At 65.8% G+C, this 23,828-nt stretch carries 22 protein-coding genes; 9 read left to right on the forward strand and 13 right to left on the reverse strand.

Features of this window, described 5'->3' with window-relative positions; all coding sequences use genetic code 11:
* Positions 1 to 166 precede the first annotated feature (166 nt).
* Entirely contained in the window at positions 167 to 1,672 is a 1,506-nt protein-coding gene (locus tag AC1DYM_RS20405; protein WP_477341486.1) for an autotransporter outer membrane beta-barrel domain-containing protein, read from the forward strand.
* The gene (locus AC1DYM_RS20410; RefSeq protein WP_477341487.1) at positions 1,578 to 2,300 is read left to right on the forward strand and encodes an autotransporter outer membrane beta-barrel domain-containing protein; all 723 of its coding nucleotides are present in this window, start codon (positions 1,578 to 1,580) and stop codon (positions 2,298 to 2,300) included. The genes AC1DYM_RS20405 and AC1DYM_RS20410 overlap by 95 nt, the downstream gene beginning before the upstream one ends.
* Before the next feature lie 20 nt (positions 2,301 to 2,320).
* Here the strand turns inward: AC1DYM_RS20410 and AC1DYM_RS20415 are convergent, their stop codons facing one another.
* From AC1DYM_RS20415 to AC1DYM_RS20430, 4 genes are read right to left on the reverse strand one after another with little or no spacing between them, the layout of a single operon-like run.
* Positions 2,321 to 3,337 carry a Csu type fimbrial protein gene (locus AC1DYM_RS20415; RefSeq protein ID WP_477341488.1) on the reverse strand — a complete coding sequence of 339 codons (1,017 nt, stop codon included), beginning with the start codon at positions 3,335 to 3,337 and terminating at the stop codon, positions 2,321 to 2,323.
* On the reverse strand, positions 3,334 to 5,613 hold the full coding sequence (locus AC1DYM_RS20420; protein WP_477341490.1) for a fimbria/pilus outer membrane usher protein: 2,280 nt from the start codon (positions 5,611 to 5,613) through the stop codon (positions 3,334 to 3,336). Before AC1DYM_RS20420 ends, AC1DYM_RS20415 begins: the two co-directional genes overlap by 4 nt.
* Positions 5,614 to 5,638: 25 nt before the next feature.
* Complete coding sequence (locus AC1DYM_RS20425; protein WP_477341492.1) at positions 5,639 to 6,352, reverse strand: fimbrial biogenesis chaperone; 714 nt, start codon at positions 6,350 to 6,352, stop codon at positions 5,639 to 5,641.
* 23 nt (positions 6,353 to 6,375) lie between these two features.
* Positions 6,376 to 6,879 carry a Csu type fimbrial protein gene (locus tag AC1DYM_RS20430; protein WP_477341494.1) on the reverse strand — a complete coding sequence of 168 codons (504 nt, stop codon included), beginning with the start codon at positions 6,877 to 6,879 and terminating at the stop codon, positions 6,376 to 6,378.
* Between the two features lie 287 nt (positions 6,880 to 7,166).
* On the opposite strand from AC1DYM_RS20430, the gene AC1DYM_RS20435 reads away from it, so the two are divergent.
* From AC1DYM_RS20435 to AC1DYM_RS20450, 4 genes are read left to right on the forward strand one after another with little or no spacing between them, the layout of a single operon-like run.
* Positions 7,167 to 7,361 (forward strand): helix-turn-helix transcriptional regulator, encoded by a 195-nt coding sequence (locus tag AC1DYM_RS20435; RefSeq protein ID WP_477341496.1) that lies wholly within the window; start codon positions 7,167 to 7,169, stop codon positions 7,359 to 7,361.
* A gap of 4 nt (positions 7,362 to 7,365) precedes the next feature.
* On the forward strand, positions 7,366 to 8,931 hold the full coding sequence (locus tag AC1DYM_RS20440; RefSeq protein ID WP_477341498.1) for an alpha/beta hydrolase: 1,566 nt from the start codon (positions 7,366 to 7,368) through the stop codon (positions 8,929 to 8,931).
* On the forward strand, positions 8,928 to 9,662 hold the full coding sequence (locus AC1DYM_RS20445; protein WP_477341500.1) for an ABC transporter ATP-binding protein: 735 nt from the start codon (positions 8,928 to 8,930) through the stop codon (positions 9,660 to 9,662). The genes AC1DYM_RS20440 and AC1DYM_RS20445 overlap by 4 nt, the downstream gene beginning before the upstream one ends.
* Positions 9,659 to 10,834 carry an ABC transporter permease gene (locus tag AC1DYM_RS20450; RefSeq protein ID WP_477341502.1) on the forward strand — a complete coding sequence of 392 codons (1,176 nt, stop codon included), beginning with the start codon at positions 9,659 to 9,661 and terminating at the stop codon, positions 10,832 to 10,834. Before AC1DYM_RS20445 ends, AC1DYM_RS20450 begins: the two co-directional genes overlap by 4 nt.
* A 7-nt stretch (positions 10,835 to 10,841) precedes the next feature.
* Here the strand turns inward: AC1DYM_RS20450 and AC1DYM_RS20455 are convergent, their stop codons facing one another.
* Positions 10,842 to 12,956 carry a TonB-dependent receptor family protein gene (locus AC1DYM_RS20455; protein WP_477341504.1) on the reverse strand — a complete coding sequence of 705 codons (2,115 nt, stop codon included), beginning with the start codon at positions 12,954 to 12,956 and terminating at the stop codon, positions 10,842 to 10,844.
* A 236-nt stretch (positions 12,957 to 13,192) separates the two neighbouring features.
* Between AC1DYM_RS20455 and AC1DYM_RS20460 the strand changes: the two genes are divergently transcribed.
* On the forward strand, positions 13,193 to 14,044 hold the full coding sequence (locus tag AC1DYM_RS20460; protein WP_477341506.1) for a class I SAM-dependent methyltransferase: 852 nt from the start codon (positions 13,193 to 13,195) through the stop codon (positions 14,042 to 14,044).
* A gap of 1 nt (position 14,045) precedes the next feature.
* Entirely contained in the window at positions 14,046 to 14,594 is a 549-nt protein-coding gene (locus AC1DYM_RS20465; protein ID WP_477341508.1) for an rRNA large subunit pseudouridine synthase E, read from the forward strand.
* Positions 14,595 to 14,693: 99 nt separating this feature from the next.
* On the opposite strand, the gene dgoD is transcribed toward AC1DYM_RS20465, so the two are convergent.
* The 8 genes from dgoD to AC1DYM_RS20505 are packed head-to-tail and all read right to left on the reverse strand — an operon-like array spanning position 14,694 to position 22,723.
* A complete protein-coding gene (gene dgoD, locus AC1DYM_RS20470; RefSeq protein WP_477341510.1) occupies positions 14,694 to 15,845 on the reverse strand; it encodes a galactonate dehydratase in 1,152 nt (383 codons plus the stop codon).
* Positions 15,846 to 15,847: 2 nt separating this feature from the next.
* Positions 15,848 to 16,459: a 2-dehydro-3-deoxy-6-phosphogalactonate aldolase gene (locus AC1DYM_RS20475; RefSeq protein WP_477341512.1), complete on the reverse strand. Its 612-nt coding sequence runs from the start codon at positions 16,457 to 16,459 to the stop codon at positions 15,848 to 15,850.
* Between the two features lies 1 nt (position 16,460).
* On the reverse strand, positions 16,461 to 17,273 hold the full coding sequence (locus AC1DYM_RS20480) for an SDR family oxidoreductase (RefSeq protein ID WP_477341514.1): 813 nt from the start codon (positions 17,271 to 17,273) through the stop codon (positions 16,461 to 16,463).
* Between the two features lie 11 nt (positions 17,274 to 17,284).
* Entirely contained in the window at positions 17,285 to 18,166 is an 882-nt protein-coding gene (locus AC1DYM_RS20485; RefSeq protein ID WP_477341516.1) for an SMP-30/gluconolactonase/LRE family protein, read from the reverse strand.
* Complete coding sequence (araH, locus tag AC1DYM_RS20490) at positions 18,166 to 19,170, reverse strand: L-arabinose ABC transporter permease AraH (protein WP_477341518.1); 1,005 nt, start codon at positions 19,168 to 19,170, stop codon at positions 18,166 to 18,168. The genes AC1DYM_RS20485 and araH overlap by 1 nt, the downstream gene beginning before the upstream one ends.
* Before the next feature lie 3 nt (positions 19,171 to 19,173).
* Positions 19,174 to 20,700 carry an L-arabinose ABC transporter ATP-binding protein AraG gene (gene araG, locus AC1DYM_RS20495; RefSeq protein ID WP_477341520.1) on the reverse strand — a complete coding sequence of 509 codons (1,527 nt, stop codon included), beginning with the start codon at positions 20,698 to 20,700 and terminating at the stop codon, positions 19,174 to 19,176.
* Between the two features lie 2 nt (positions 20,701 to 20,702).
* The gene (locus tag AC1DYM_RS20500; RefSeq protein WP_477341522.1) at positions 20,703 to 21,695 is read right to left on the reverse strand and encodes an arabinose ABC transporter substrate-binding protein; all 993 of its coding nucleotides are present in this window, start codon (positions 21,693 to 21,695) and stop codon (positions 20,703 to 20,705) included.
* A 29-nt stretch (positions 21,696 to 21,724) separates the two neighbouring features.
* Positions 21,725 to 22,723 (reverse strand): 2-dehydro-3-deoxygalactonokinase, encoded by a 999-nt coding sequence (locus tag AC1DYM_RS20505; protein WP_477341524.1) that lies wholly within the window; start codon positions 22,721 to 22,723, stop codon positions 21,725 to 21,727.
* A 26-nt stretch (positions 22,724 to 22,749) separates the two neighbouring features.
* On the opposite strand from AC1DYM_RS20505, the gene AC1DYM_RS20510 reads away from it, so the two are divergent.
* Positions 22,750 to 23,703, forward strand: coding sequence for a LysR substrate-binding domain-containing protein (locus AC1DYM_RS20510; RefSeq protein WP_477341526.1), 954 nt, complete (start codon positions 22,750 to 22,752; stop codon positions 23,701 to 23,703).
* Positions 23,704 to 23,828: the final 125 nt, after the last annotated feature.

Below are 23,828 nucleotides of genomic sequence, written 5' to 3' on the forward strand. Positions count from 1 at the left end.
GCCTATGGCTTACTGACCTACGGCGAAGCCAGCCTATGGCTTACTGACCTACGGCGAAGCCAGCGCGTTCATCGGTGACAGTCGCATCGTCGGCAGTGGCGCACGGTCGATCGGCGTTCATGCCCAGGATATCTCCAGGGTCACCCTGCAAAACGTCGACCTCAGGATGAGCGCTGCCGACAGCATCGGCATCTCGTCGCGATCAGGTAGTCGGGTCACGGCGAACCGGGTGGGACTGCGCATGGACGGCGACAACGCAATCGGCGTCCTTGCCCGGGGAGCGAACAGTCGGGTCGTCGGTTCGGGCCTGTCGATCGTTCATGCGGGGCAGCGCAAGGGCGCCGCTGGGGCCCTCGAACTCGCGGACGGGATCAGCCTCAGTGACGGAGCAAGTATCATGCTCACCAGCAGCTCTGTCCTGACAGAACAGCCGGGCGTGAATGCGGTATCGATCCAGGGTGCAACGTCGGCATTCAACGCGGGCGACACGCGGATCGTGGCCGCGGGCTCGGGCTCGACCGCCATTGCGCTGGCCGGCGGCGTAGCGACCATCGACAGCGGCGAAGTCCGTGGTACGGGCCATGCGATCCGCGCCGTGCAGGGACACACCGGCGACGTCGCCGTGAGGGTGACGGGCGGTGCGACGATCACCGGGCGTATCGAGAACGCGGGTCAACTGCTCTCCCTCCTCGCCAATCACAGCAAGCTTCAAGGCGACATCGTCAGCACGGGAAGCGGGCCGCTGCGCGTCAGACTGGATAAATCGTCCTGGCAGGGCCGCGGCGAACGACTTGCCGAACTCATCATTGCGGATGGGTCCTGGAAGGCCACGGGCGACAGTTCGGTGCAGTACCTCGCGCTTCAGGGGCGCGCCCAGGTCGCTTTCGACGGCTCCGCGCCCGCAAGCACGCTGCGCGTCGGTACGTTCGCTCATCCCGGCGGCGAGGGCGGCGTGACGTTGCGTACGAGGTTGGATGGCGGTGGGGCTATCGGTCGACAGTTCACGGACCGGCTGCTGGTGGCCGGGGACGCCATCGGGACCACTCGCGTGCATATCGTCAACGTGGCGGGGGCAGGTGCGGACACATCGGCACTCACAGGCGAGCCGCGGGCCGGGGACGGCATCAGCATTGTGCAGGTCGGCGGCAACGCGGACGCGACGTCCTTTTACCTCGATGGAGGTTATGTGGCTGTCGGCCCGTGGCAATACGGTCTCGTCGCTTATGCACCAGGGGTATCCGAGGCAGGGCAGCGTCTGCTGGAGGGCGACGGCAACGATCATTGGGACTATCGCCTGCAGAGCCGAAGCACCGATGCGGCAGGCCACGCGGTGAGCGGCGCGTCACCTGCCACTCGTGCGCGGCTGGTGCCACAGGTACCTGCCTACCTCGTTATGGCCAATGCACTCTTCGGTTACGGACAAGCTTCGATGGACGCGTGGCGGTCGGTCGAGCCGGCTGCCCCCAGGGATCCCGCCTGGCGCGTTCATTCGTTCGGGGGGGCATGTCGCCTACCGCAGCAATCTGCCCTTCCAGCGCTACGCCACGGACTACGTGCGATCGGACCGTGGCCTGCAGATGGGCGGCGACCTTCTCGCCTGGTCGTCGGGTGCCACGACGATGCGGGCGGGGCTGGGACTTTCGATGGGCGCCACGCACATCGCACCGCGTGACGTCGATGGCGCGAGTCGCGCGAAGGCCCAGGCACGTGGCGTGGCGGCGACGTCGGTCCTGACAACGGACGGAGGTTGGCGCGCCGAAGCGTCCTTCAGCTACACGCATCACCGTATCGACGTGGACACGCCGACGCGGGGCGAGGTACTCGGACGGTTCCGTGCCCATGCGAATGAGGCCATGCTCGGCGGCGGCTTTCGTTGGGATCCGACGGAACGCCTCGTGCTCGAGCCCACCGTCTCCGTGCTTTGGCAGCGCCTGCGTTTCGTTGGCACCGCCGATCGGGATGGGCTCCTGCTCAGGGGCGCTTCCCCCGAACGCCTGACCCTGCGCGGCGGCGCGCGGGCCGCGATGCGATTCGAACCACGTGGCAATGTGCTGGCCGCCTGGTCGCCTTATATCGACACCCGTTACATCGTCACGCGCGGCTCGGGGGAAGCGATCGATGTATCGGGCGTGCGCCTGGCAACAGGACGGGCAGGCAAGGGCGCTGACGTGGCGGCCGGCGTCGCGCTGCAGTTTCGCCACGACCTGACGGCGTACGCCGATGTCACGGCGCGGGTACGCCTGGGCCGTGGCGGCGAGTCAGGCATGAGCGCACGCGCTGGCGTGATCTATGCGTTCTGAGGCTGCGCCACGGTGGCCACTCAGTAGGTGACGGTGACCTTGATGACGTCGCCGTAGACCGCGGCCCTGACGGCGGGTTGTGCTGGAACCCGCCCGTACACCGTCATCGTCTGCTCACTGCCCGAGCCGGTGCCTGTTGCCGTGTCGGTGTTGAGCGTGTCGCCCCAATGCAGGGTGCGCGACGAATCACGAAAGAGGTCGTAGGTGACGAAACCGCTACCGGACGACATGCGTCGTATCGTGCCTGACGCATTCTGTCCGCTATCGAGTCCGACCTGGTACGCCGCACGATGGGTGCAGGTCATGCGCACGAGGGAGGTCTTGTCGGTCGCGGTCGTCAACAGGCCAGGCACACTGCCGAAGTCCAGGTCGGTCGCCGTGCCGACGGTGCACTTCGCCGCGACCGATGCCGTGACACCCAGTGATGGTGCGGTCGCCGTGATCGGACCGCCGGTGCCACCGGACTGGCAGGTCGCTGGCGCCACCCCGAGGCTGAGCAAGGCCTCGTTATAGCTGTAGGTCAGCGAGTTGCTGGTGAGCGAGCTGAGCAGGGTGGCGGCGTAGCTACCGGGTGAGAGGTTGGATTGCAGGGCGGGTACGCGGCCGTAGATCGTCACGTTCCCGGACACCGCCGCGCCGTTGGAGAGGATGCCGATACTCATGTTGAACGTTCGCGCGGTATAGGTCGCATTGGTGAGGACGCCCCAGATCGTCGAGCGCGTCGAATCCTTGTACAGCTGGTACTGCATGCGGTCACCACTGGCGTCGATCATCGTGCGCGGTGCGAAGTTGCCGAGATCGTCGGCGCCCAGGCTGGCGCACGCGGTGACATAGGTGCCGTAGATGGCGCCAAGAATGCCGTTGTACGTGCAGTTGTAGTTGAGCGTCGCCGTGGTGTCGACGAAGGTTCCCGTTGGATCCACGGCGCCGAAGGCGACGTTGGTGATGCTGGTGACGGTGCACGTCGTCGTCGCTTCCGCACGCTGCGCACCGCACAGTGCGGCAAGGGCCAGCAGCAGGAGTGCCAGCCATTTCATGGCATCGTCCGGCAGGTCAGCGGTCCGATCTGGGGCAGGTTACGCGCGCTGGCGGGGTAAGTGAGGGCACTCTCGCAACGGTGGCCGTCCGGCAGCGTGATGCGCAGCGCCGTACTTCCATGAAGGTTGTCGAGGTAGACCATGCCGTCGTAACCGACATAAGCCGGCGACCCGTCACCGCTATCGACCAGGGCACCCACGGGCAAGGGCGTACCGTTCTCGTCAACCAGGATCACCGATGCCGCCCGCACACGTTTCACCGGAAAGCGCACGACGACCCCGGATCGATCGGAGGGCGCGACAATGCTTTCCACGCGCTGCACGCGATCGTCGGCGGGGAGGTCCAGTGGATCGATGGCGAGGCGGTTGTCCTGATAGGCGTTGAGCCTTGAAACCAGGAGCAGTCCGCTGCTGTCGGTGACGCCGGTACGGCGGTTCTCGAGCAGCACGGGAATATCTGGCGTGCCTTCGGTGCTGACCAGGGCGAAGGCATCGTCGATGCGCCGTGCGGCGAAGGCGTGTCCGCCCATGAGCACGATGGCGCCGTTGGCGTCGGCATAGCTATACGACGAGGGCCCGACATTGCTGGCGCCGACGGTGAGCTGCCCGCGATTGCCGAGCCAGCCCAGCTCGGCCAGGCCGCCGCCGTCACTGCCGCTGCGTCCCTGCACATGCCATCCGAACCCGCCGTCACCGTCGACCGGCCGACTCGCATCCGCGGTGACGAACGTCTGGTCGCGATCGCGCTGCGCCGCAACGCTCCAGGTGGTGCGCTGGTCGAGTGACACGGTGACGCCGAGGAAAAGGCTGCGATCGCTGGCTTGGTCGAGGTTCTGGTTATAGCTGAGGTTGACCGAGATACCCCGGCCGAGATTCCGCAGTACGTACAGGCCGGCGTAGCGCGAGGCGGGCTGCCCCGCGTAGCGCAGCCGGACGAAGTTCGCACCGAAGCTGGATTCGCGAACGTTGAAACCGATCAGTGCACGATCGCTGGCGCGGGGTGGCGGCGATCCATAGTTCGACGCGACGTCGCGGTAGCTCGCGTCGCTGCGTACGGTATCCAGCGACGCATTCACGTAGCGTCCGGTCCACGCGTAACCGAGCCCGTACTGCGAGCCGCCACCGCGAGACGCCGCGATCGACGCGTTGAGGACGCTGGCGCCTGCCGGGTTCCATACGGCGCCCACCCCCGCTATCCCGCGTCCGTCGCCCGCTTCGGCGTGACTCTCCAGCGTCAGGCCGTCGCTCACCCCATGTCGCCACGTCGCGCTTCCGATCGGCGCGTCGCCGTATCGGAAGGACTCGATGCCGTAGGCCTCGCGCACGGTGCCCACCTCCACGGACCAGTCGTCGAGACCGGCGCGCAACAGCTGCCGTGCGGAATAAAAGGGAAACGTCACCGTGCTGCTGCGTCCCAGGGCATCGGTGAGGACGACCTGTGCCTGTCCCGACTGGTCGACACCCGGCACGGCGGTCAGCTGGAACGGTCCGGCGGGTACGCGACCGTTGTACTGGCGTATACCGTCGACATACAGCTCGACGGAGGACGGTGCGGTTGCCTGGCCGAAGAACTGCGGAAGCGGCGTCGTGATGCGGTAAGGCTGCAAGGCGAAGTCGGTACCGAAGCCGATGCCCCCGATGCGCGTCGCGCGGGTCCAGGAGAGATAACCGGTGAAGGTGTCGCCGATCGTCAGCGCCAGCGATTGCGCGGGAAAGGCCAGGCGCCACTGCGTATCCAGGCGCACGGTGTCACCTTGCCAGCCCTGTCCGGGCGTCTGGTAACGACGCGTGAGTTCGGTGCTGCTCAGGACGCCGAGGCCGTCGCTGAAGGCGCGCAGTTCGGTCAGCGCGCTGACGTTGCCCAGTCCGCCGCCCTGGGCCGCGTAGATGTCGTAGTTGAGCAATACCCCGGTGCCGCTCGTCGGGGGCGTCGCGCTGCGTTCGGCCTTGTTGAGGATCTGCCGTGGCAGGTTGAGTTGATCCAATGGCGCATCCACGGTCACCCGCTGCTCGTTCACGTCATAGGTGTAGTGCAGGCCGGGGATGTCGGGAAGGCAACGTTCGTCGTCGCCGGGAGGAAGCACGAATCCGAGGCCGCGCAGGTCGGTCGTCGTCGCACAGAGTGCTTCGCCACGACGGGTGAAATGCACGAGGCGTTCGGTCGCGCTGCCGTTGAGCACCACTTCGAGGTAGAGATCCTCGCCGACCAGACGCTCACGCGGTTGCACGGTCGCCGGTGGCGGCACGGGGTCGGTGTCGGTGGCGGAGGCAGGCATGGTGGCGGCGTCCAGCACGAGGAGGCTAGCGGCCGTCCGGGTCCACGACCAGCGTCGACTCGGACGTTTCACCATTGATCCTCGCCTTCACCGTGCCGCCCGCATGCGAGGCGCCTTGCGGCAGATGCCAGCTCATGGTGCTGCCAGGCAGCGCGTAGCCGACCAGGCCGGCGAGCAGGACGGTGTGTTGACCCTTCGCGCCGCGCCACACCAGATCGGCAATCTGCGCATGACCGTTTCCCGCATTGCTTACGCGCAGCCGCGGGCCGTCGGGCAAATCGTCCCAGCTCGCCTGCAGCGTCGCCTTCACGGAAGGGTCGCCCATCGGCGTGAGGAAGACCGGTACCGAGTAGCGCAGGACGAACTTCAGCCCCGGATGATCGCCTGCATCGATCGGAAGCTCGTCGACGATGACACGGTACGAGGCCTCGGTCGCCGAGGGCGCGGTTACCTGCCGGATGACGCGAACCATCTGTCGGTCGCCCGGGGCGATGGTCACCATGGGTGGACTGACGACCAGGTCGCGCGAGGGTTCGAGCACGTCCTTCCCATCGACTTGCGACCAGCGAAAAACGCGCACCTGCGCGTGCACCGGCTCGCTGCCGGTGTTGGTCAGCCATAGGGCGTCCGCCTGCGCGGCGCTGGCCAGTCGCAGGCCGATCGGTGACACCTGAAGGCCGCTCGCCGCTGCGAGGGGCATGAACAGGAACGCTGCGGCCAGCGCGCAGGCGAGTGCCACGCGTCGCGGCCACGGGCACACCGTCAGTACGTGATCGTGGCGGTGATGACGTCGGCGTAGCTGCCCGCCGCGAAATTCGTGCTCGGCACACGGCCGTAGACCGGTACGGTCTGCACGGTGCCCGTGCCCGTGCCGGCATAGATGTTGCCGCCGGTGCCCGTGGTGCTTCCCCACACATCGGCTGCCGTGCGAGAGGCCAGGCGATACAACTGGTAGGGAACGAGTGCGGTGCCGCTGCTCATCTTCCGGCTGTTCACGTCGGTACCGTTCTGGCCGTTGTCGAGCGCGATCGTGTAAGGCGAACTCGGCGTGCAATTGACGTTGAGCGCGCCCTGGTTGTCGACATTGGTCGCCGTGGACGGCGTCGTGCCGAAGTTCACATCGGTCGGCGCGGTGGTGCTGATATCGCACGCGGCGGTGATGGTGATGCGGACATTGAAGGTGGTGGTGGCGGTCGCCGCCTGGGCGGCGCCCGAGGCGATGCCGACGCCGACCAGTGCGGCAGTGGCGAGCAGACGGAATTTCATGGCGAATCTCCAGAGACGTGTATCCGTCGGCTGCAAGGATCGGGGAAGGAAAGCCGTCACGCGCGTGAATTCCAGCGCACGCTGCCGTAACGACTTAGCGATGCCGATTCGGTGCAGTGATATGTCAAGGATGCTTTACATGGTCGCGTGGTCGGTCCATCGTGATGTCAAGCGTGCTTGACATGTCGCCACGGTCGCACGAAGGTTCGGCATGCCGTACCGCGTCGCTTTGCGACTCGTCGCGCCCGTAGGCAGACTTCACCCCACCACCGAGCCGGAGGAGCCGCGTGAAAAACACCGTTCGCGAGCTTCGTACCGCGCTGGGCTGGTCGCAGGCCGATCTCGGCGAGCGGCTCGCGGTGTCCCGGCAGACAGTGAACGCGATCGAGACGGGCAAGTACGATCCCAGCCTGACGCTGGCCTTCAAGGTCGCGACGCTGTTCGCGCTTTCCATCGAATCCATTTTCACGCCCGGGGACTGACGGCATGAAACGCGCACAACGTATCGCCATCATCCTCGTCGTCGTCGCCGGGGCTTTCGCCACCCGGCAGCTCATGCGCAAACCCGTCGCGGACGATGCCGACAAGCCCGTCGCCGCGGTGCCGGCGGCGACACGCCCCGCACCGCCACGCGTGTGGACGCTTGGCACGCTCACACTTCGTCCCTGTGAGCTGGCGCAACCGCACTCTGGCACGTCAGTGGCTGCCTGGTGCGCTCCGTTTGCAGTACCCGAAGACCGCGACCATCCGCAGGGTCGCAAGGTGAACATGCGCCTGGCGGTCATTCGCAGCAGCGCCCAGGTGCCGGCGGACGACATGGTGGCCTTCATCGCAGGCGGACCCGGCCAGTCCGCCGCGGAGAGCTATCCGGCGATCGCACCGGCGATGGCGCCTTTGCTTGCGCACCGTAACGTCCTCCTGCTCGACCAGCGTGGCACCGGTGGATCGCATCCGCTGAGCTGCCGTGACGAGGACGAGCCCGGCGGCCCTGGCGGTGCGGCATCGCACGGTTTCGACGCCGAGGCGGTGCGCAAGGAAACCCGCCATTGCCTCGAACAGCTTTCGCCGGATGCGGATGTCCGCTTCTACACCACGACCGACGCCGTCGCCGATCTCGAAGATGCTCGCCGCGCGCTGGGCTCGCCGAAGTTCGACCTGCTAGGCGTGTCCTATGGCACCCGCGTGGCCCAGCAGTACGCGATGCGCCATCCGGAAGGCCTGCGCACCCTGATCCTCGACGGCATCGCACCGAACCAGCTCGTGCTCGGCGAGGACTTCGCCGTCAACCTCGACGCCGCGCTGAAGGCGCAGTTTGCCCGTTGCGATGCGGACAGTGCGTGCCATGCGCGCTTCAGCGATCCGTACCAGACGCTCTTTCAGCTGCGCGACGCCCTGCGTGCGAATCCGCACAAGGTCAGCTTCCGCGATCCGCAGAACTACGCGTCCGTGCAGCGCGTGCTGAGCGAACACGCGCTGGCGACCGTGGTCCGCATGTTCGCTTATTCGCCGGAGACGGCGGCCCTGCTGCCGCTGTCGATCGACGCGGCCGCTCACGGCGATGTCGGCCCCTTGCTGGGGCAGGCCAAGCTGCTCACCGGCGATCTGGGCGACACCATGGACGGTGGCATGCAGTACTCGGTGATCTGTTCCGAAGACGCCGACCTGCTGACCTCGCGCCCGCAGGACAAGGACACCATTCTCGGCGACGCCATGATCGAAGCGTTTCGTGCCGCGTGCTCGGTCTGGCCGCACGGCAAGCGACCGGCGGATTTCCACCAGCCGGTGAAGAGCTCGGTGCCGGCGCTGCTCATGTCGGGCGAGTTCGATCCAGTCACGCCGCCCCGTTACGGCGAGCAGGTGCTCCAGGGATTGCCTAATGGCCGCCACGTCGTTCTGAAGGGGCAGGGCCACAACGTCGTCGCACGCGGCTGCATGCCGCGCCTGCTCGACCAGTTCGTCGATACGGCCAACGCGAAGTCGCTCGATGCGCGTTGCCTGGATCGTCTCGCGCCACTGCCCGTCTTCGTCGGATTCAACGGAGCCACGCCATGATCGAAGTCAGGGACCTGCACAAGGCTTTCGGCGATGTACGTGCCGTCAACGGCGTGAGCTTCACGGCGCGCGATGGAGAAATCACCGGCTTGCTCGGTCCGAACGGCGCCGGCAAGACTACGACGCTGCGCATGCTCTACACCTTGATGAAGCCCGACGCAGGACAGGTCCTCGTCGACGGTGTCGATGCGTATGAGGATGCGCTCGCCGTGCGCCGCCGGCTCGGCGTCCTGCCGGACGCACGCGGGCTGTACAAGCGGCTCACCGCTGCCGAAAACATCGACTACTTCGGGCGTTTGCACGGCATGGAACCGGGCCTGCTCGCCCGCCGTCGCGAGGCGTTGATCGATGGCCTGGAGATGCGCGATATCGCCACGCGGCGCACGGAGGGCTTTTCGCAAGGCCAGCGGGTGAAGACGGCGATCGCCCGCGCCCTCGTTCACGATCCGCGCAACGTGCTGCTTGACGAACCGACCAATGGCCTGGACGTCATGGCCACACGCGCCATGCGCCGCTTCATGCGTCAGTTGAAGGCGGAGGGGCGTTGCGTCCTGTTTTCCAGCCACATCATGCAAGAGGTGGCAGCGCTGTGCGATCGCATCGTGGTGATTGCGCACGGTCGTGTCGTTGCTGACGAAACCCCAGCCGCCCTGCTGGCGCAGACAGGCGAGAGCAGCCTTGAAGACGCCTTCGTGAAAATCATCGGCACCGACGAGGGGCTTGCCGCATGAGTGCCTTCACCGCCGTGTACTGGAAAGAGGTCCGCGAGAACCTGCGTGACCGACGTACGCTCATCAACGCCCTGGTGACCGGCCCGCTGTTGGGGCCGGTGATGTTCATCATGCTGATGAACGTGACGATCAACCGTGAGATCGCCAAGGCCGACCGACCCATCGCCGTGCCGGTGATCGGTGCGGATCTTGCTCCGAACCTCGTCGCCGCGCTCAAGAGCGCCGGCATCGAGGCCCAGCCGGCCCTTACCGATCCCGAGAACGCCGTGCGCGAACAGCGCACCGATATCGTCGTGCGCATTTCGCCGGACTATGCGAAGGCCTGGAACAAGGGCCAGACGGTGCAGGTGGAACTGATTTACGACTCTTCGCGACGCGATGCGTCCACGCCGGTGATGCGCGTGCGCAGCGTCGTCGAGAGCTACGGTCGCCGCGAAGGGGCCATGCGCCTGATCGCGCGAGGCCTGTCGCCAACCACGGCGTGGCCGGTGCAGGTCGCCGATCGCGACCAGGCCACCTCGCAGTCGCGTTCCGGTCTCATGTTTTCGTTCCTGCCGTATTTCTTCGTCCTTACCGTCTTCCTCGGCGGCATGTACCTGGCCATCGACCTGACGGCCGGCGAGCGCGAGCGACAGTCGCTGGAGCCGCTGTTCGTCAATCCGGTCGCGCGCTGGAAGATCCTCGCGGGCAAGCTCGCCGCGATCTGCACCTTCTCGCTGGTCAGCCTCCTGCTCACCGTCAGCGCCTTCATGACCGCGCCGTGGTTCATCCCCACCGAGAAGCTCGGCATCGCGCTGGACATCGGCTGGCGCTTCAGCGGCCAGGTCATCCTGCTGATGCTGCCACTGATCCTGCTGCTGGCGGCCCTGCAGTCTCTGGTCTCGGCGTTCGCCAAGAGCTATCGCGAAGCGCAGACTTACCTGTCGATCCTGATGATCGTCCCGATCCTGCCCAGCGTGCTGCTTTCCGTCATCCCGGTGCGTGCCGAGCCCTGGATGTACGCCGTGCCGCTGCTCGGGCAGAACCTCGGCATCGTGCAGCTGTTGCGCGGCGATGGCATGCCGGGTTGGCAGATCGGGCTGTGCCTGGCCGGCGGTTTCGTCGCCGCGCTGCTGGCGGTGTGGGGCACCGCCATGCTTTACCGGTCCGAGCGCCTCGCCATCTCCGGCTGAGTGAGGCTCACCGCCAGGTCAGGTCCACACCGACCAGAAAGCTGCGGCCGGGCGCGGGTTCGTAGTAACGCCCGTTGCCATCGTTGACGATCACCGACCCGATCACGTGGCGGTCGGCGAGGTTGTCGACGCGGGCAAACGTGTTCACGCGCCAGGGCCCCTGGTCGAAGACATAGCCGGCGGACAGACCGAACAGGGCATAGCCGGGCGCGGACTCCGTGCCGAGGTCGTTGACCGAGGTCGAGCCCATCGTTTGTACATCGAAGGTGCCTTGCAGGCCATGAGCGCCACCGTATTTCAGCGCGGCGTAGCCGGTGGAGCGTGGCGCACCCGGGATGCGCGTGCCGGCGGGCACCGGCGTGTTGGGCGATGCGCAGCCCGTCGACGCGCAGGTGAGGAAGGGGGTGCGGAAGCTTGCTTGGAGATGCGTGTAGGACGCGACGAAGTGCAGATCGCGGGCCAGTTCGGTGTTGAACGACGCTTCGATGCCCTGCCGGCGCGAGCGCGCGATGTTCTGGTACGTCGTCCGGCCACCCACATTGGTCGCCACCGCCAACTCGTTGTCGCTGTCGGCACGGAACAGGGCGATACCGGCCTGCGTCCGCTCGGTCGGCTGCAGCTTGATGCCGACTTCCTCGTTGTGCGAACGCGAAGGCTGCAGGTTGAAGGCCAGGCCCGGACCGTTGTCGGCGCGGTAGCCGATCTCGGAGAAGGTCGGCGTCTCGAAGCCACGGCCCCAGTTCGCGTAAACGTGGGCCCACGGCACGGCGCGCCAGAGCACGCCGAACACCGGCGTGGTTGCGCTGTACGACTGCGTGCCGCTGTCGTCGGGATTGCCGCGCACGATGTATCGGTCTGTCGAGCTGAAGTGCACATCGCTGTGGCGGACGCCGCCCATCAGGGTCCAGTCTTGCGCGATGCGCCAGGTCGCCTGCGCATACTGGTCGAAGTCGAACACGCGGTCGATCTCGTCGCGACGGAGGTCACCGCGCACGCCGAGGGTGTCGCCTTCGAAGTTGTTGTAGCCCATGCGATGCTGGTGCTGGTTGTCGTAAGCGATGCCCGTGGCGATCTCGAACGGACGACCCGCCAGCGTGTTGCTCCAGGTCCAACGTGCATCGCCGCCGCCGTACTGGCTGGTCAGGTCCACCACGCCGCCGGAGTTGCCCGGCTGGGCCACTTCCGTGGCCTTGGGGATGGAGAGGTACTGGGTGATGTCGCGCTGGCCGTAGTACGTCATCACGCGGAGGCTGTTCGAATCGTCGATCCGCTGGTCGTAGATCAGGCCCGCCTGCTGCTGGTTGGCCGACTTGCGCGTGTCGTAGGTATCGGCCACCGAGGCCACCTGGCGCGGATTCGCCTGGTACTGGGCGCGGGTCAGGCCGAGCGGGTCCTGGGCACCGGGGACATCCACCGTATTGAGCACCAAGGTCAGCTTGCGATCGTCATCGATCTTCCAGCCCACCTTGGCGTTGCCTGACTCGCGCCGGGCGGCGCTGTGGTCACGATAGCCGCTGGTACGGAAGTGGCTCAGGTCGACGTTGTAGTCGACCGGCCCTTCGACGCCGCGTGCGTTGACCGAGGTCCGAAAGTTACCGTTGCTGCCCCCGGCAACACCGATGTGCAGCTCGGCAGGATCGGTGCCGTCGGCGGTGAACAACTGGACGACGCCGCCGGAGGCGTTGCCATAAAGGGCAGAGAACGGGCCGCGTAGCACCTCGACGCGGTCGGCGGAGTCGAGGTTGAAATGGGACACCTGTCCCTGGCCATCCGGCATGGTGGCGGGAATGCCATCGGTGTAGAGACGGATGCCACGGATGCCGAAGGTTGAGCGCGCACCGAAGCCGCGAATCGAGATCTGCTCGTCCTGCGCATAGTTCTGCCGATCGCGCGCCACGATGCCCGGAATGGTCTGCAACTGCTCGGACAGGTTCACGTCGAGGCTGCCATCAGGCGGCGTGGCAACCACGTCGATCGCCGCGGGGATGTCATAGGGGGACTGCGCGGTACGCGTCGCGGTTACCACGACAGGAGCGAGCTTCGGTGCGTCCTGCGCCGCGGCACCACCGGCCAGCGCAACGAGAACCGCGCCGGCGAGGGGGCGTAGAAAGGGGGATGTCATGCGGGGACCCTGCGAGAGATGCCTGTATTTTGCTCAAGAGAGTGTATGCGTTATCTCAAGAGCGCACGGTTTCCCTTCTTGGTAGGAGCCGATTCATCGGCGAATGGGTGCTCGCCGTATCCTGGCCCGCTGCCGCGGGATCGCCGATGAATCGGCTCCTACCCGGCGGAGGTCATGCCATCTTTCATGGCCCATGCTAGCCTTCCCGCCCACATCCCCCACACCCCGGTGACGCCATGAAGAAGCTCGCTTTCGCCTGCGCTGGATTGCTCGGCCTGACGGCCTCCTTTGCGTCCGTGGCCGCCGCCGAGGTGGATCAGCCGGCCCAGGCCACGCCGCCGGCCAGCGCCGGGCAGCTCACCGCGTCGCAGCTGGACAAGGCGATCGCCGGTAGCTGGCGTTCGCCGCAGAACAAGGCGCGCGATCAGTACCGTCATCCGAAGGAAATGCTGACCTTCTTCGGCATCCGTCCGGACATGACCGTGATCGAGATCTGGCCCTCGGGCGGTTGGTTCACCGAGATCCTCGCCCCGTTCCTGCACGACAACGGTCACTACATCGGCGTGATCGAAAACGGCTCCAAGGGCATGGCTGCGCTACAGAAGAAATTCTCCTTCGCTCCGGCGCAGTATGGCAACGCCAAGCTGATCGAGGTCAATCACAAGGCACCCGTCCTCGGCCCGCCGAACTCGGCCGACATGGTGCTGACCTTCCGCAATGTGCATAACTGGGCGGCCGACGGTACCGCCGAGACGATGTTCAAGTCGTTCTTCGCCGTGCTCAAGCCGGGTGGCGTGCTGGGTGTGGAAGACCATCGCGCGGACGCCGGCAAGAAGCTCGACGATGTCGTCAACTCCGGCTACCTGCCAACCGACTACGTGATCAAGCTCGCCACCGACGCCGGCTTCAAGCTCGATGCGCAGAGCGAGATCAACGCCAATCCGAAGGACGACCACAATCATCCGAAGGGCGTGTGGACCCTGCCGCCGAGCTACGACATGGGCGAAACCGACAAGGCGAAGTGGACGGCGATCGGTGAGTCCGATCGCATGACCCTGCGTTTCGTGAAGCCCGCCACCGCCAAGTAAGGTGCTGGTCGCACTGAACAAGCCCTTCGGTGTGCTCTGCCAGTTCACCGACGAAGCCGGCCGGCGCACGCTGGCCGACTTCGTACCGCAGAAAGGGGTTTACGCGGCAGGGCGGCTGGATCACGACAGCGAAGGCCTGCTCCTGCTGACCGACGACGGCAAGCTGCAGCATCGCCTTGCCGATCCGAAGCACAAGCAGCCGAAGACCTATGTGGTGCAGGTCGAGGGTGTTCCCACCGAGGAAGCCCTCGAGCGCCTGCGTCGCGGCGTGACGCTCAACGACGGGCCCACGTTACCGGCGGGCGTTGAAGCGATCGATACACCCGATTGGCTATGGCCGCGCGATCCGCCCGTGCGCTTCCGCAAGACGGTACCCGACAGCTGGCTGCGCATCGTCTTGCGCGAGGGACGTAACCGGCAGGTCCGTCGCATGACGGCGGCCGTTGGCTTGCCAACGCTTCGATTGATCCGCGAGGCGGTGGGCGATTACCGCCTGGACGGATTGGGGCAAGGCGACGTGCGAATCATCGACGCGAACCCCGCTCGGTAGGAGCCGATTCATCGGCGATGGGTTGCTCGCGGCAACCTTGCCCGCTGTCGCGGGATCGCCGATGAATCGGCTCCTACCAGGCAGGGGAATGCCATGGGGTTACCACTCGGCAACCGAGCCATCCGGATGCCGCCACAGCGGATTCCGCCAGTCGGCGACCTCACGGCTGCGCTCGATCACCAGCTCCTCGTTCACCTCGATACCGAGGCCCGGGCCGGTGAAGGGCTTTGCGTAGCCGCCGTCGTCGAGCTTGAGCGCGTCCTTGTTGAGCACGTAGTCGAGGACTTCGCCGCCCTTGTTGTAGTGGATGCCCATGCTCTGTTCCTGCAGCGTGGCGTTCCAGCTGACGAAGTCCACATGCAGGCAGGCCGCCAGCGCGATCGGACCGAGCGGGCAGTGCGGCGCGAGAGCCACGTCGTACGCTTCGGCCATCGCCGCGATCTTCACGCATTCGGTGATGCCACCGGCGTGCGAGAGATCCGGCTGCAGGATGGAGATGCCGCCGCGCTCGAGCACGTGCTTGAACTCGTAGCGCGAGTACATGCGCTCGCCCGCGGCGATCGGGATCGAGGTCTGCTCGGCGATGCGCGGGTAGTACTCGGCCTGTTCGGCGAGCACCGGCTCCTCGATGAACAGCGGACGGAACGGCTCCAGTTCCTTTACCAGCACCTTGGCCATCGGCGCGGAGACGCGACCATGGAAATCCAGGCCGAATTCGATCGTGTTGCCAAAGGCCTCGCGGATTTCCGCCACGCGCGCAACGGCGGCGTCCACGGCCTTGCTCGAGGCGATGATGCTCATCTCCTCGCAGCCGTTCATCTTGAAGGTGTCGAAGCCGTGTTCCATGCGCTCGCGGATCTGTGCGATCACATCGGCCGGGCGATCGCCACCGACCCAGCAATAGGTCTTCATGCGGTCGCGTACGCGGCCGCCGAGCAGTTCGAACACCGGGGCGCCCAGCACCTTGCCCTTGATGTCCCAGAGGGCCTGGTCGATGCCGGCGATGGCGCTCATGAACACTGCGCCACCCCGGTAGAAGCCACCGCGGTACATCGCTTGCCAGAGGTCGTTGATGCGCGACGGATCCTTGCCGATGACGAACTCAGAGAGTTCCGACACGGCGGCTTCGACGGTGCGCGCGCGACCCTCGACGACCGGCTCGCCCCAGCCGACGACGCCCTCGTCAGTCTCGACCTTGAGGAACATCCAGCGGGGCGGGACACGGTAGGTGGTGAGCTTGGTGATCTTCATGGTCAGTTCGAGCGATAGGCTTTGACGAAGGCAGCGGCCTGTTCGCGCGTGCGCGAGACGGGCTGGCCGGGCTTGTAGAGGTCGCCGCCAAGCCCTGCGCCGATACAGCCGGCATCGAGGAACTGGCCGAGGTTGTCGGGGGTGACCCCGCCCACGGCGAGCAAGGGGACGTCCGGCGGCAACACGGCCCGGATCGCCTTGATGTACGACGGCCCGAGGTTGGACGATGGGAACAGCTTGAGCGATTGCGCGCCAGCGGCGAGCGCGGCAAAGGCCTCGCTCGGCGTCATGAAGCCGATCGCGGTGTAGAGCCCGCGGCTACGCGCCCGGCGGATGACGTCGGGGTCCGTGTTCGGGGTGACCATGAGGGTGCCGCCGAGATCGGCGACCCGACTGGCGAGATCCACGCTGAGCACCGTGCCTGCACCCACGAGTGCCCGGTCGCCTGCCTGGCGCACAGCCAGGGGGATGCTTTTCTCCCAGTCCGGGGAGTTGAGCGGGATCTCGATGGCGTCGAAGCCCTCCTGAAGCAGGGCCTCGACATGCTCGACGACGTCCTCGGGCGTGATGCCACGCAGGATGGCGATGAGCGGTAGCGCGGTGGGCCAGGCCATATCAGTTCTCGTGGTAAAGCTGTGAGCGGCCGCCGTCGATACGGATATCGGCGGCGTTGATGTAACGGGCCTCGTCGGAAGCCAGGAACAACGCAGTGTAAGCGACCTCCTGCGGTTCGCCGATGCGTTTGTTCGGCAGGATGTCCGTCTGACGCTTGCGCTCGGCGGCCGGATCGGGCGCCGCGGCGAAGCCGGCCTCGGCAATGGCGGTGAGGATAAGGCCCGGCGAGATCGAATTCACCCGGATGTTACGGGCAGCGTACTCGATGCCCAGGGCCTTGGTCAGGCCGATCAGGCCGTGCTTGGCGACGGGGTAGGGGAAGCAGTGCGGAATGATCTTGTGGCCATGCACCGACGCGATGTTGATGATGCTGCCACGACCCACGGCGAGCATGCCCGGCAGCACCGCCTTGGCGCAGTTCCAGGCACCCTTGAGGTCCACCTCGAAGCAGCGCGTCCACTCGTCGTCGCTGAGCGACAGCGGGTCGTTGAAGACATTGATGCCGGCGTTGTTGACGAGGACGTCGGGCGGCCCGAAGCGTTCGGTCGCGGCGGCCACCATGCGGGTGATCGCGGCGGGATCGGTCACGTCGGCCTCGAACAGCATGGCCTCGTCGGTCTGCAGGTCGGCCAGCGTGGCCCGTGCCTGCGCGTTGTCCTCGAGGACGTTGAGCACCACTTTCGCGCCATGCGCGGCGAACAGCTTCGCGGTGGCCGCGCCGATGCCCTGGGTGGCGCCGGTGACGATGGCGATCTTGCCGGCAAGGCGCGGCAGCGGCGTGGTGCGCGGATCGGCGTGCGTAGCGTGGGTCATGCGTTCGTTCCTTAGCCGTAACGGGCTTCGGGCAACCCGCGGCCTCGCGCCGGGGTACCAATGAAAATGGCGCCATTGAGGGGCTCGGCGCGGGTGACGGCGTCATCGAGGCCCTTGCTGGCCGAGGTGATCACCAGACGGTCCAGTGCGGGGCCGACGAAGGCCAGGCAGCTCGGCTGGCGTGCCGGCAGATTGATCGTCAGGTCCACGCGGCCATCCGGCGCGTATCGTTGGACCCGCGAACCGCCCCACTCGGTGTTCCAGAGAAAGCCGTCGGCGTCGACGGTGGAGCCGTCGGGCTCGAGACCCTTGTCGAGCTGGACGAAGTCGCGGATGTGCTCCACTTCGCCGCTGGCGGCGTCATAGCGGCAGGCCATGATCTTCGCCGTGGGCGAATCGGTGAAGTACATCGTTTCGCCGTCCGGGCTGAAGCAGATGCTGTTGGTGATCGCCGCCTTGGGCAGTGCGAGGCGGGACAGGACGCCCTCGCGCGAGTAGCGCCAGAAGGAAGCGACCTGCTCCGGACCGCGCTCGTTGAGCGTGCCGAAGATCAGGTTGCCGCCGCGATCGCAGCGACCGTCGTTGGCACGCGTGCCCGGCAGGTCCAGCTCGATGTCTTCCAGCACCACGAGGGAGTCGGCACGGCGCGTATCGAAGCGGGCCAGCTGCTTCTCCAGGGCGAGCAGCAGCACGCCGGGCTCGTTGGTCAGCGCGAAGCAGCACAGGCGCGCGGGCAGGGCGGTTTCGGTCGTGGCGCCGGTGGTCGGGTCGTACGCGTAAAGCCGTGAGGCGCCGATGTCGGTCCAGCGGACCAGGCCCATCAGGTCGTCCCAGATCACGCCTTCGGCGTGCTCCTGGCGATGCGGGGATAGCGGAACGAAGGTATCGGTCATCAGCGGGATTGCCTGCGGTTCTTGAGCTGGTCGACCAGCACCGCGATCAGCAGGATCGTGCCGCGGACCAGGTACTGGTAGAAGGCGTCGATATTCATGAGGCTCATGGCATTCTGCACCGTCCCCATGATGAGGACGCCAACGAGCACGCCGCTGATGCTCGCACGACCACCCATGAGCGACACGCCGCCCAGCACGCAGGCGGAGATCACGTTGAGTTCGAAGCCCTCACCTGCGTTCGGCTGGCCGCTGGTCATGCGCGAGGCCAGGATAATGCCGGCCAGTGCCGCGACCAGGCCCTGGATCAGGAAGATGGCGATACGCACCCAGTCCACCGAGACGCCGGCGAGGCGCGCCGCGTCCGGATTGCCACCGATGGCCAGTGTGTTACGGCCGTAGATCGTCTTGTTGAGCAGGATGCCGAAGACCACGAAGCAGGCCAGGGTGACCCAGACCGGCACGGGCAGGCCGAACAGCTCGGCGCTGCCCAGGGTGAAGAAGGCCTCGCTGGTGACGCCGACCGCCTGGCCCTGCGAGGTGATGAAGGCGAGGCCACGGACGATTTCCATCGTCGCGAGCGTCGTGATCAGCGCGTTGATGTTGAGCTTGGCGATGACCACGCCGTTGATGAAGCCGATCAGGGCGCCGGCAACGAGGCTGGCCGCGATGCCGAGCGCGACGCTACCGGTGGCATTCGAGACGATGGCACAGCAGACGCCAGCGAAAGCCACCGTGGAGCCCACCGACAGATCGAAGTCGCGCGAGGCGAGGCAGAACATCATCGTGCAGCTGACCATGCCGATCTGCGACACGGACAGCGCGAGGCCGACGATGTTGTCCCACGAGAAGAAGTACTGCACCGTGGCGCTCAGCACCGCGAACAGCACGATGAAGATGCCGATCAGGCTGTAATCGTCGACAATCTGCCAGAACATCGCGCGGCGGCGCACGTCCGGTGTGTCGGCTTGCTTGGCACCGATGGCGGCGGCATTGGTCTCGGTCATGGCTCAGGTGTTCCTCATCGGTGTGGCGCTGGCGCCTTCGGGCAACGCGGCGGCAAGCACATCCGCCTCGTTCGCCTGGGTACGGTTGAACTGCGCGGTGATCTGGCCGCGACACATCGTGATGACGCGGTCGGAGACGCCGAGCACTTCGGGCAGTTCACTGGAAATCATGACCACGGCCACGCCACGGTCGGCGAGTTCGTAGAGCACGTTGTAGATCTCGTTCTTCGCGCCGACGTCGATACCCCGGGTGGGCTCGTCGACGATCAGCACGCGCAGGTTCTTCTCGGCGAGCCAGCGCGACAGCACGGCCTTCTGCTGGTTGCCGCCCGAGAGCAGGCGGATCTCCCGCCGGCGGTTCGGCGTACGGATGCGCAGGCGATCGATATACGTGTCGGCCGTCTTCGCTTCGTTGCGGTCGTTGACGAACAGGCCGGCAATGAGATGGTTACGACGCGCGCTGATATTGATGTTCTCGGATACCGAACGCACGCCGATGATGCCGTCTTCCTTGCGGTCTTCGGGGCAGAGCACCAGGCCATGGCGAATGGCGTCACGGATATGCGACGCCTTGACGGCCTCGCCATCCACTTGCACCGTGCCGGCAGTGCGGCGATCCGCACCGTAGATCACGCGCATGACTTCACTGCGGCCAGCGCCGACGAGGCCGAAGAAGCCGACGATCTCGCCAGCTTTCACTTCGAAACTCACCGGTGACGGCACGGCGCGGCCCGTCACGCCCTGCACGGCGAGACGCACCTTGCCGTGTTCGCGGGGACGGTAGCCGAAGATATCGCTGATCTCGCGGCCGACCATGCGCTGCACGAGCTGGTCGCGCGTGACGCCTTCGAGCGTGTCGAAGTCGGCCACCTTGCGGCCGTCGCGGAAAATGGTCGCGGCGTCGCAAAGTTCGAAGATCTCGTCCAGGCGATGCGAGATGTAGATCATCGCCTTGCCCTGCGCGCGCAGATCGCGCACGAGGCGGAACAGGACTTCCGTTTCGCGGTGCGACAGCGAGCTGGTCGGTTCGTCGAGGGCGAGGATCTTCGCATCGCGAAGGATCGCCTTGACGATCTCCACCATCTGTCGCTGGCCAATGGAAAGCTGTTTGAGCTTGGCGCGTGGGTCGAGATCCACGCCGAGCGAGTCGAGGCGTTCACGGGTCCAGGCCAGCGCCTTGCGTCGATCGACCAGGCCGAAACGCGTGGGCAGGCGACCAATCAACAGGTTCTCCATCACCGACAGTTCCGGCACGTACTGGAGCTCCTGGTGAATCACCGCGACGCCGGAGGCGATCGCATCGGCAGCCTTGCGGAAGTGCTGAACTTGGCCGTCGATCGCCAGTTCGCCCTCGTCGGGGATGTACTCCCCGCCGAGGATCTTCATCATCGTGGACTTGCCTGCTCCGTTCTCGCCGAGCAGGCCATGCACGCTACCCGCGCGCACGGCAAAGCCGACATCACCGAGCGCACGCACGCCCGGAAAGGTTTTTCCGATATGCCGGAATTCCAGGCGTGGTGCGTCGGCCATCGTCAAAGACCCATTTCCTTGCGGACGTCGGCAACGTTCGCACGCGTGGTCAGCATGCCGGTGGTCAGGGTGAGCGGCGGCGGCGCCTTGCCGTCCTTGATCCAGGCATACATGTTGATCGAGGTCTCATAGCCATGACGCTTCGGGCTGATCAGCACGCTGCCGAAGAAGCCGGTCGGCTGGGGCTTGGCGAACTCGTTGAGTGCCGACTTGCTGCCGCCAATGCCCACGCCGATCATGTTGTCCGCGCGGAAGTTGCGGCCTTCCGCGGCACGCACGGCGCCCAGCACGGCTTCGTCGTTGAGGCCGAAAGCGATCCAGTGCTTGAACTTGGGGTTCTGCGTGATCGCGATGTTCGCCGCGTTGAAAGCGTTCTCGGTATCGGTCTTGGCTTCCGGCGCGTTGATCACGTTGGCCTTGGGAAAGCCGGCTGCGGTGAGCGCAGTGACGGCGCCGTCGGTACGATCCTTGGCTGTGGGCAACTGGTCGTAGGAGATGCGCAGCGCACCGGTTTCTTCCGGCTTCCAGCCACGCTTCTTCATCTCGTCGGCAATCGCCTGGCCGACCTGCTCGCCGATCTTGCTCGCCGAGATGCCCATGTGCGGCACGGATTCGATCGGCTTGCCCGAACCGTCGATGAGGCGGTCATCCACGGTCATCAGCTTGAGGTTGTCGATCTTGGCCTTGGCCACGATGGACGGCCCGAGCTTCACGTCCGGCGTGCAGATGATGAAGCCCTGCGCATGCTGCGCTTTCAGGTTGTCGATGGCGGTAAGCACCGTGCCGCCATCCGGCGCGGCGATCTTGACCAGGGTGAAGCCTTTTTCCTTAGCGGCCTGCTCGGCGTACTTCCACTCGTCCTGGAACCAGGGTTCCTCGGCCTGCTTGACCACGAAACCGATCTTCACCGGCTCGTCGGCCGCGAAGGTCGGGGCGGAGGCCATGGCCAGCGCCACGGCAAGGGCCTTGAGACCCAGGGCAATCTTCGTCTTCATGCGTTCCCTCCTCGAATGACTCGTTGTTTTCAGTCGACCAGGCCGCGACGACGGGCGACGGCGATGGCACCGTATCCTGCGAGGTCGCGCTGTTCGTCGTCGCCCAGCACCGTGATGGTGCCGGAGAAGAAATCGTCGCCTTCGACCAACCGCGCGATCGCCTCGCGCAGGATCGGCTTGCCGCTGACAACGAAGCGTGTACCCGGACTCATCCGGATCGCGCTGGAATTCTTGAGCGTGAGCAGGTCGGAGCCGAGCACCGCGCCGAGCAGGAAGTTCGCGCGAGCGTTGGCGTCGTACACCGCGAACTGGTCCAGGATGCGCACGCTGAAGCAGGCGCGACCCAGGCCGATCTTGTTCGCCGACGCCGCGCCGGCCAGCAGCATCTCGGGATCGATGCGCTTGGCGAAGCCTTCCTTCAGCGAGCCGGCCAGGATGGTGTCATGCGAGATCACGTGCAGCAGTTCGCCGGCCAGCGTGGTCACGCAGCCGTCGATGCGGCGGTCCTTGTCGATGCTGACGAACTTCGAATGCGAACCCGGCAGGACCACGACCGTCGGCTCGTTGAGGCCGAGGCGCTCGGCAAGGGCGAACGACTCGACCTCTTCGCCGCGCATCATGTCCATCGCCTCGCAGTTGTGCAGGCCGATGTGTTCCACCGCGTTGCGCACGCCGGGCACGAACCAGATCGGCGCGTGCCACACGTTCTCGACGCGGTGCTCGCGCATGGCCTTGGCCATGTCGTCGATGCCTGCCGCGGCCGGCACGTGCGGAATTTCGCAAAGACCGACATTGGACGTGATCATGCCGGAGGCCACGGCGAGGCCGATATCGTTGCGCTCGATCCGGGCCGACGCCAGCGCCTCGGCGATGGTTTCGCGGACGCCGTCCTCGAGTTTCTTCGTGTTGCCGGTGATCGCGGTATCGCGCACACCGACCTGCCGCGCGGCCTGCGCGACCACCTTGCCGTCGGTCCAGACGGTGACGCGTGTATTGGTAGTACCGGTGTCGATGGTGAGGATGTTCATCGCGGGTCCGTTCGAAAGCGCCACGGATGATTGGCGTCACCTGTCAGGACAGGCAAACTAGAATTTCTCCGGGGCTTCCCCAAGTTTTTTTGAATGAGTCCGCAATGAAGCGCTCGCTACCTCTCAACGCCGTGCGAGTCTTCGAACTTGCAGCGCAGCATTTGAGCTTCACCAAGGCCGGTGAAGAACTCTCGCTGACGGCGGCTGCGGTCAGTGCCCAAGTCAAATTGCTTGAGTCATATCTGGGTGCGGCGCTTTTTGTGCGTAGCAACAATAAACTGTCGCTGACGTCAGCTGGCGAGAATTACTTTCCGCGTGTCCGCGACGTTTTTCGTGCGCTGCAACATGCCACTGACCAGGTGATGGGGGAGCGCAGCGCCTCGTTGAGGGTCTCCGTACCGCCGACCTTCGGTACGAAATGGCTGGTCCCGAGGCTGTTCCGCTTCTTTTCGAAGCATCCGGATATCGCGGTGGAAGTCGTGACGGACGGGGCCGATGAGGCGAGTTGGGACCTTGCCATCGACGATCGCCTGAGTGAGGGCGGCGACCAGGCCATTCTCGCGACCAGTGGCTACACACCGGTCTGCGCCCCTTCACTGGCGGAGCGCATCCACGGCCCGGCCGATCTGGCCGATCAGCTGCTCCTGCACGAACGGCCCGGTCGTCGTGCCGCTTCGGCGGTCAGCTGGGAGCAGTGGTTCGAGCGTGCCGGGCTGGAGACCGCCATGGTCTCGCGCGACATGGGCTTCGGCGACGGCACGATGATGTTGCAGGCGGCGATCGAAGGGCAAGGCGTGGCGCTGGCCCAGGATCTGCTGGTCGCTTATGACCTCGCGGCGGGTCGCCTCGCCGAGCCTTTCCGGATCGACGTGCCGCTGCAGCACACCTATTACCTGGCGATCTCCCGCGATGCCGTGTCTCGCGAAGAAACCATGGTGTTCCGCGAATGGCTATTCGCAGAAGCAGGCCAGCGCTCGTAATAGGAAACGTAGGAGCCGATTCATCGGCGAATAATAAATAAACCGCTGCGCAGCAGCGCTCCCCCAAGGTTGCTTGCCTCAGTTCCCATCGAAGGAAGAGCATCGCCGATGAATCGGCTCCTACC

The sequence above is a fragment of the Luteibacter sp. P1_D3 genome (assembly GCF_056406135.1).

Excerpts from the sequence above, each read along its gene's own strand:
- AC1DYM_RS20510 (WP_477341526.1), top strand. The coding sequence starts at position 22,750 with ATGATTGGCGTCACCTGTCAGGACAGGCAAACTAGAATTTCTCCGGGG.
- AC1DYM_RS20485 (WP_477341516.1), bottom strand. The coding sequence starts at position 18,166 with ATGACCGATACCTTCGTTCCGCTATCCCCGCATCGCCAGGAGCACGCC.
- AC1DYM_RS20505 (WP_477341524.1), bottom strand. The coding sequence starts at position 22,723 with ATGAACATCCTCACCATCGACACCGGTACTACCAATACACGCGTCACC.
- AC1DYM_RS20445 (WP_477341500.1), top strand. The coding sequence starts at position 8,928 with ATGATCGAAGTCAGGGACCTGCACAAGGCTTTCGGCGATGTACGTGCC.
- AC1DYM_RS20480 (WP_477341514.1), bottom strand. The coding sequence starts at position 17,273 with ATGACCCACGCTACGCACGCCGATCCGCGCACCACGCCGCTGCCGCGC.
- AC1DYM_RS20460 (WP_477341506.1), top strand. The coding sequence starts at position 13,193 with ATGAAGAAGCTCGCTTTCGCCTGCGCTGGATTGCTCGGCCTGACGGCC.
- dgoD (WP_477341510.1), bottom strand. The coding sequence starts at position 15,845 with ATGAAGATCACCAAGCTCACCACCTACCGTGTCCCGCCCCGCTGGATG.
- AC1DYM_RS20405 (WP_477341486.1), top strand. The coding sequence starts at position 167 with ATGAGCGCTGCCGACAGCATCGGCATCTCGTCGCGATCAGGTAGTCGG.
- AC1DYM_RS20430 (WP_477341494.1), bottom strand. The coding sequence starts at position 6,879 with ATGAAATTCCGTCTGCTCGCCACTGCCGCACTGGTCGGCGTCGGCATC.
- AC1DYM_RS20420 (WP_477341490.1), bottom strand. The coding sequence starts at position 5,613 with ATGCCTGCCTCCGCCACCGACACCGACCCCGTGCCGCCACCGGCGACC.
- AC1DYM_RS20440 (WP_477341498.1), top strand. The coding sequence starts at position 7,366 with ATGAAACGCGCACAACGTATCGCCATCATCCTCGTCGTCGTCGCCGGG.
- AC1DYM_RS20415 (WP_477341488.1), bottom strand. The coding sequence starts at position 3,337 with ATGAAATGGCTGGCACTCCTGCTGCTGGCCCTTGCCGCACTGTGCGGT.
- araG (WP_477341520.1), bottom strand. The coding sequence starts at position 20,700 with ATGGCCGACGCACCACGCCTGGAATTCCGGCATATCGGAAAAACCTTT.
- AC1DYM_RS20410 (WP_477341487.1), top strand. The coding sequence starts at position 1,578 with ATGGGCGGCGACCTTCTCGCCTGGTCGTCGGGTGCCACGACGATGCGG.
- AC1DYM_RS20455 (WP_477341504.1), bottom strand. The coding sequence starts at position 12,956 with ATGACATCCCCCTTTCTACGCCCCCTCGCCGGCGCGGTTCTCGTTGCG.
- AC1DYM_RS20500 (WP_477341522.1), bottom strand. The coding sequence starts at position 21,695 with ATGAAGACGAAGATTGCCCTGGGTCTCAAGGCCCTTGCCGTGGCGCTG.
- araH (WP_477341518.1), bottom strand. The coding sequence starts at position 19,170 with ATGACCGAGACCAATGCCGCCGCCATCGGTGCCAAGCAAGCCGACACA.
- AC1DYM_RS20475 (WP_477341512.1), bottom strand. The coding sequence starts at position 16,459 with ATGGCCTGGCCCACCGCGCTACCGCTCATCGCCATCCTGCGTGGCATC.
- AC1DYM_RS20450 (WP_477341502.1), top strand. The coding sequence starts at position 9,659 with ATGAGTGCCTTCACCGCCGTGTACTGGAAAGAGGTCCGCGAGAACCTG.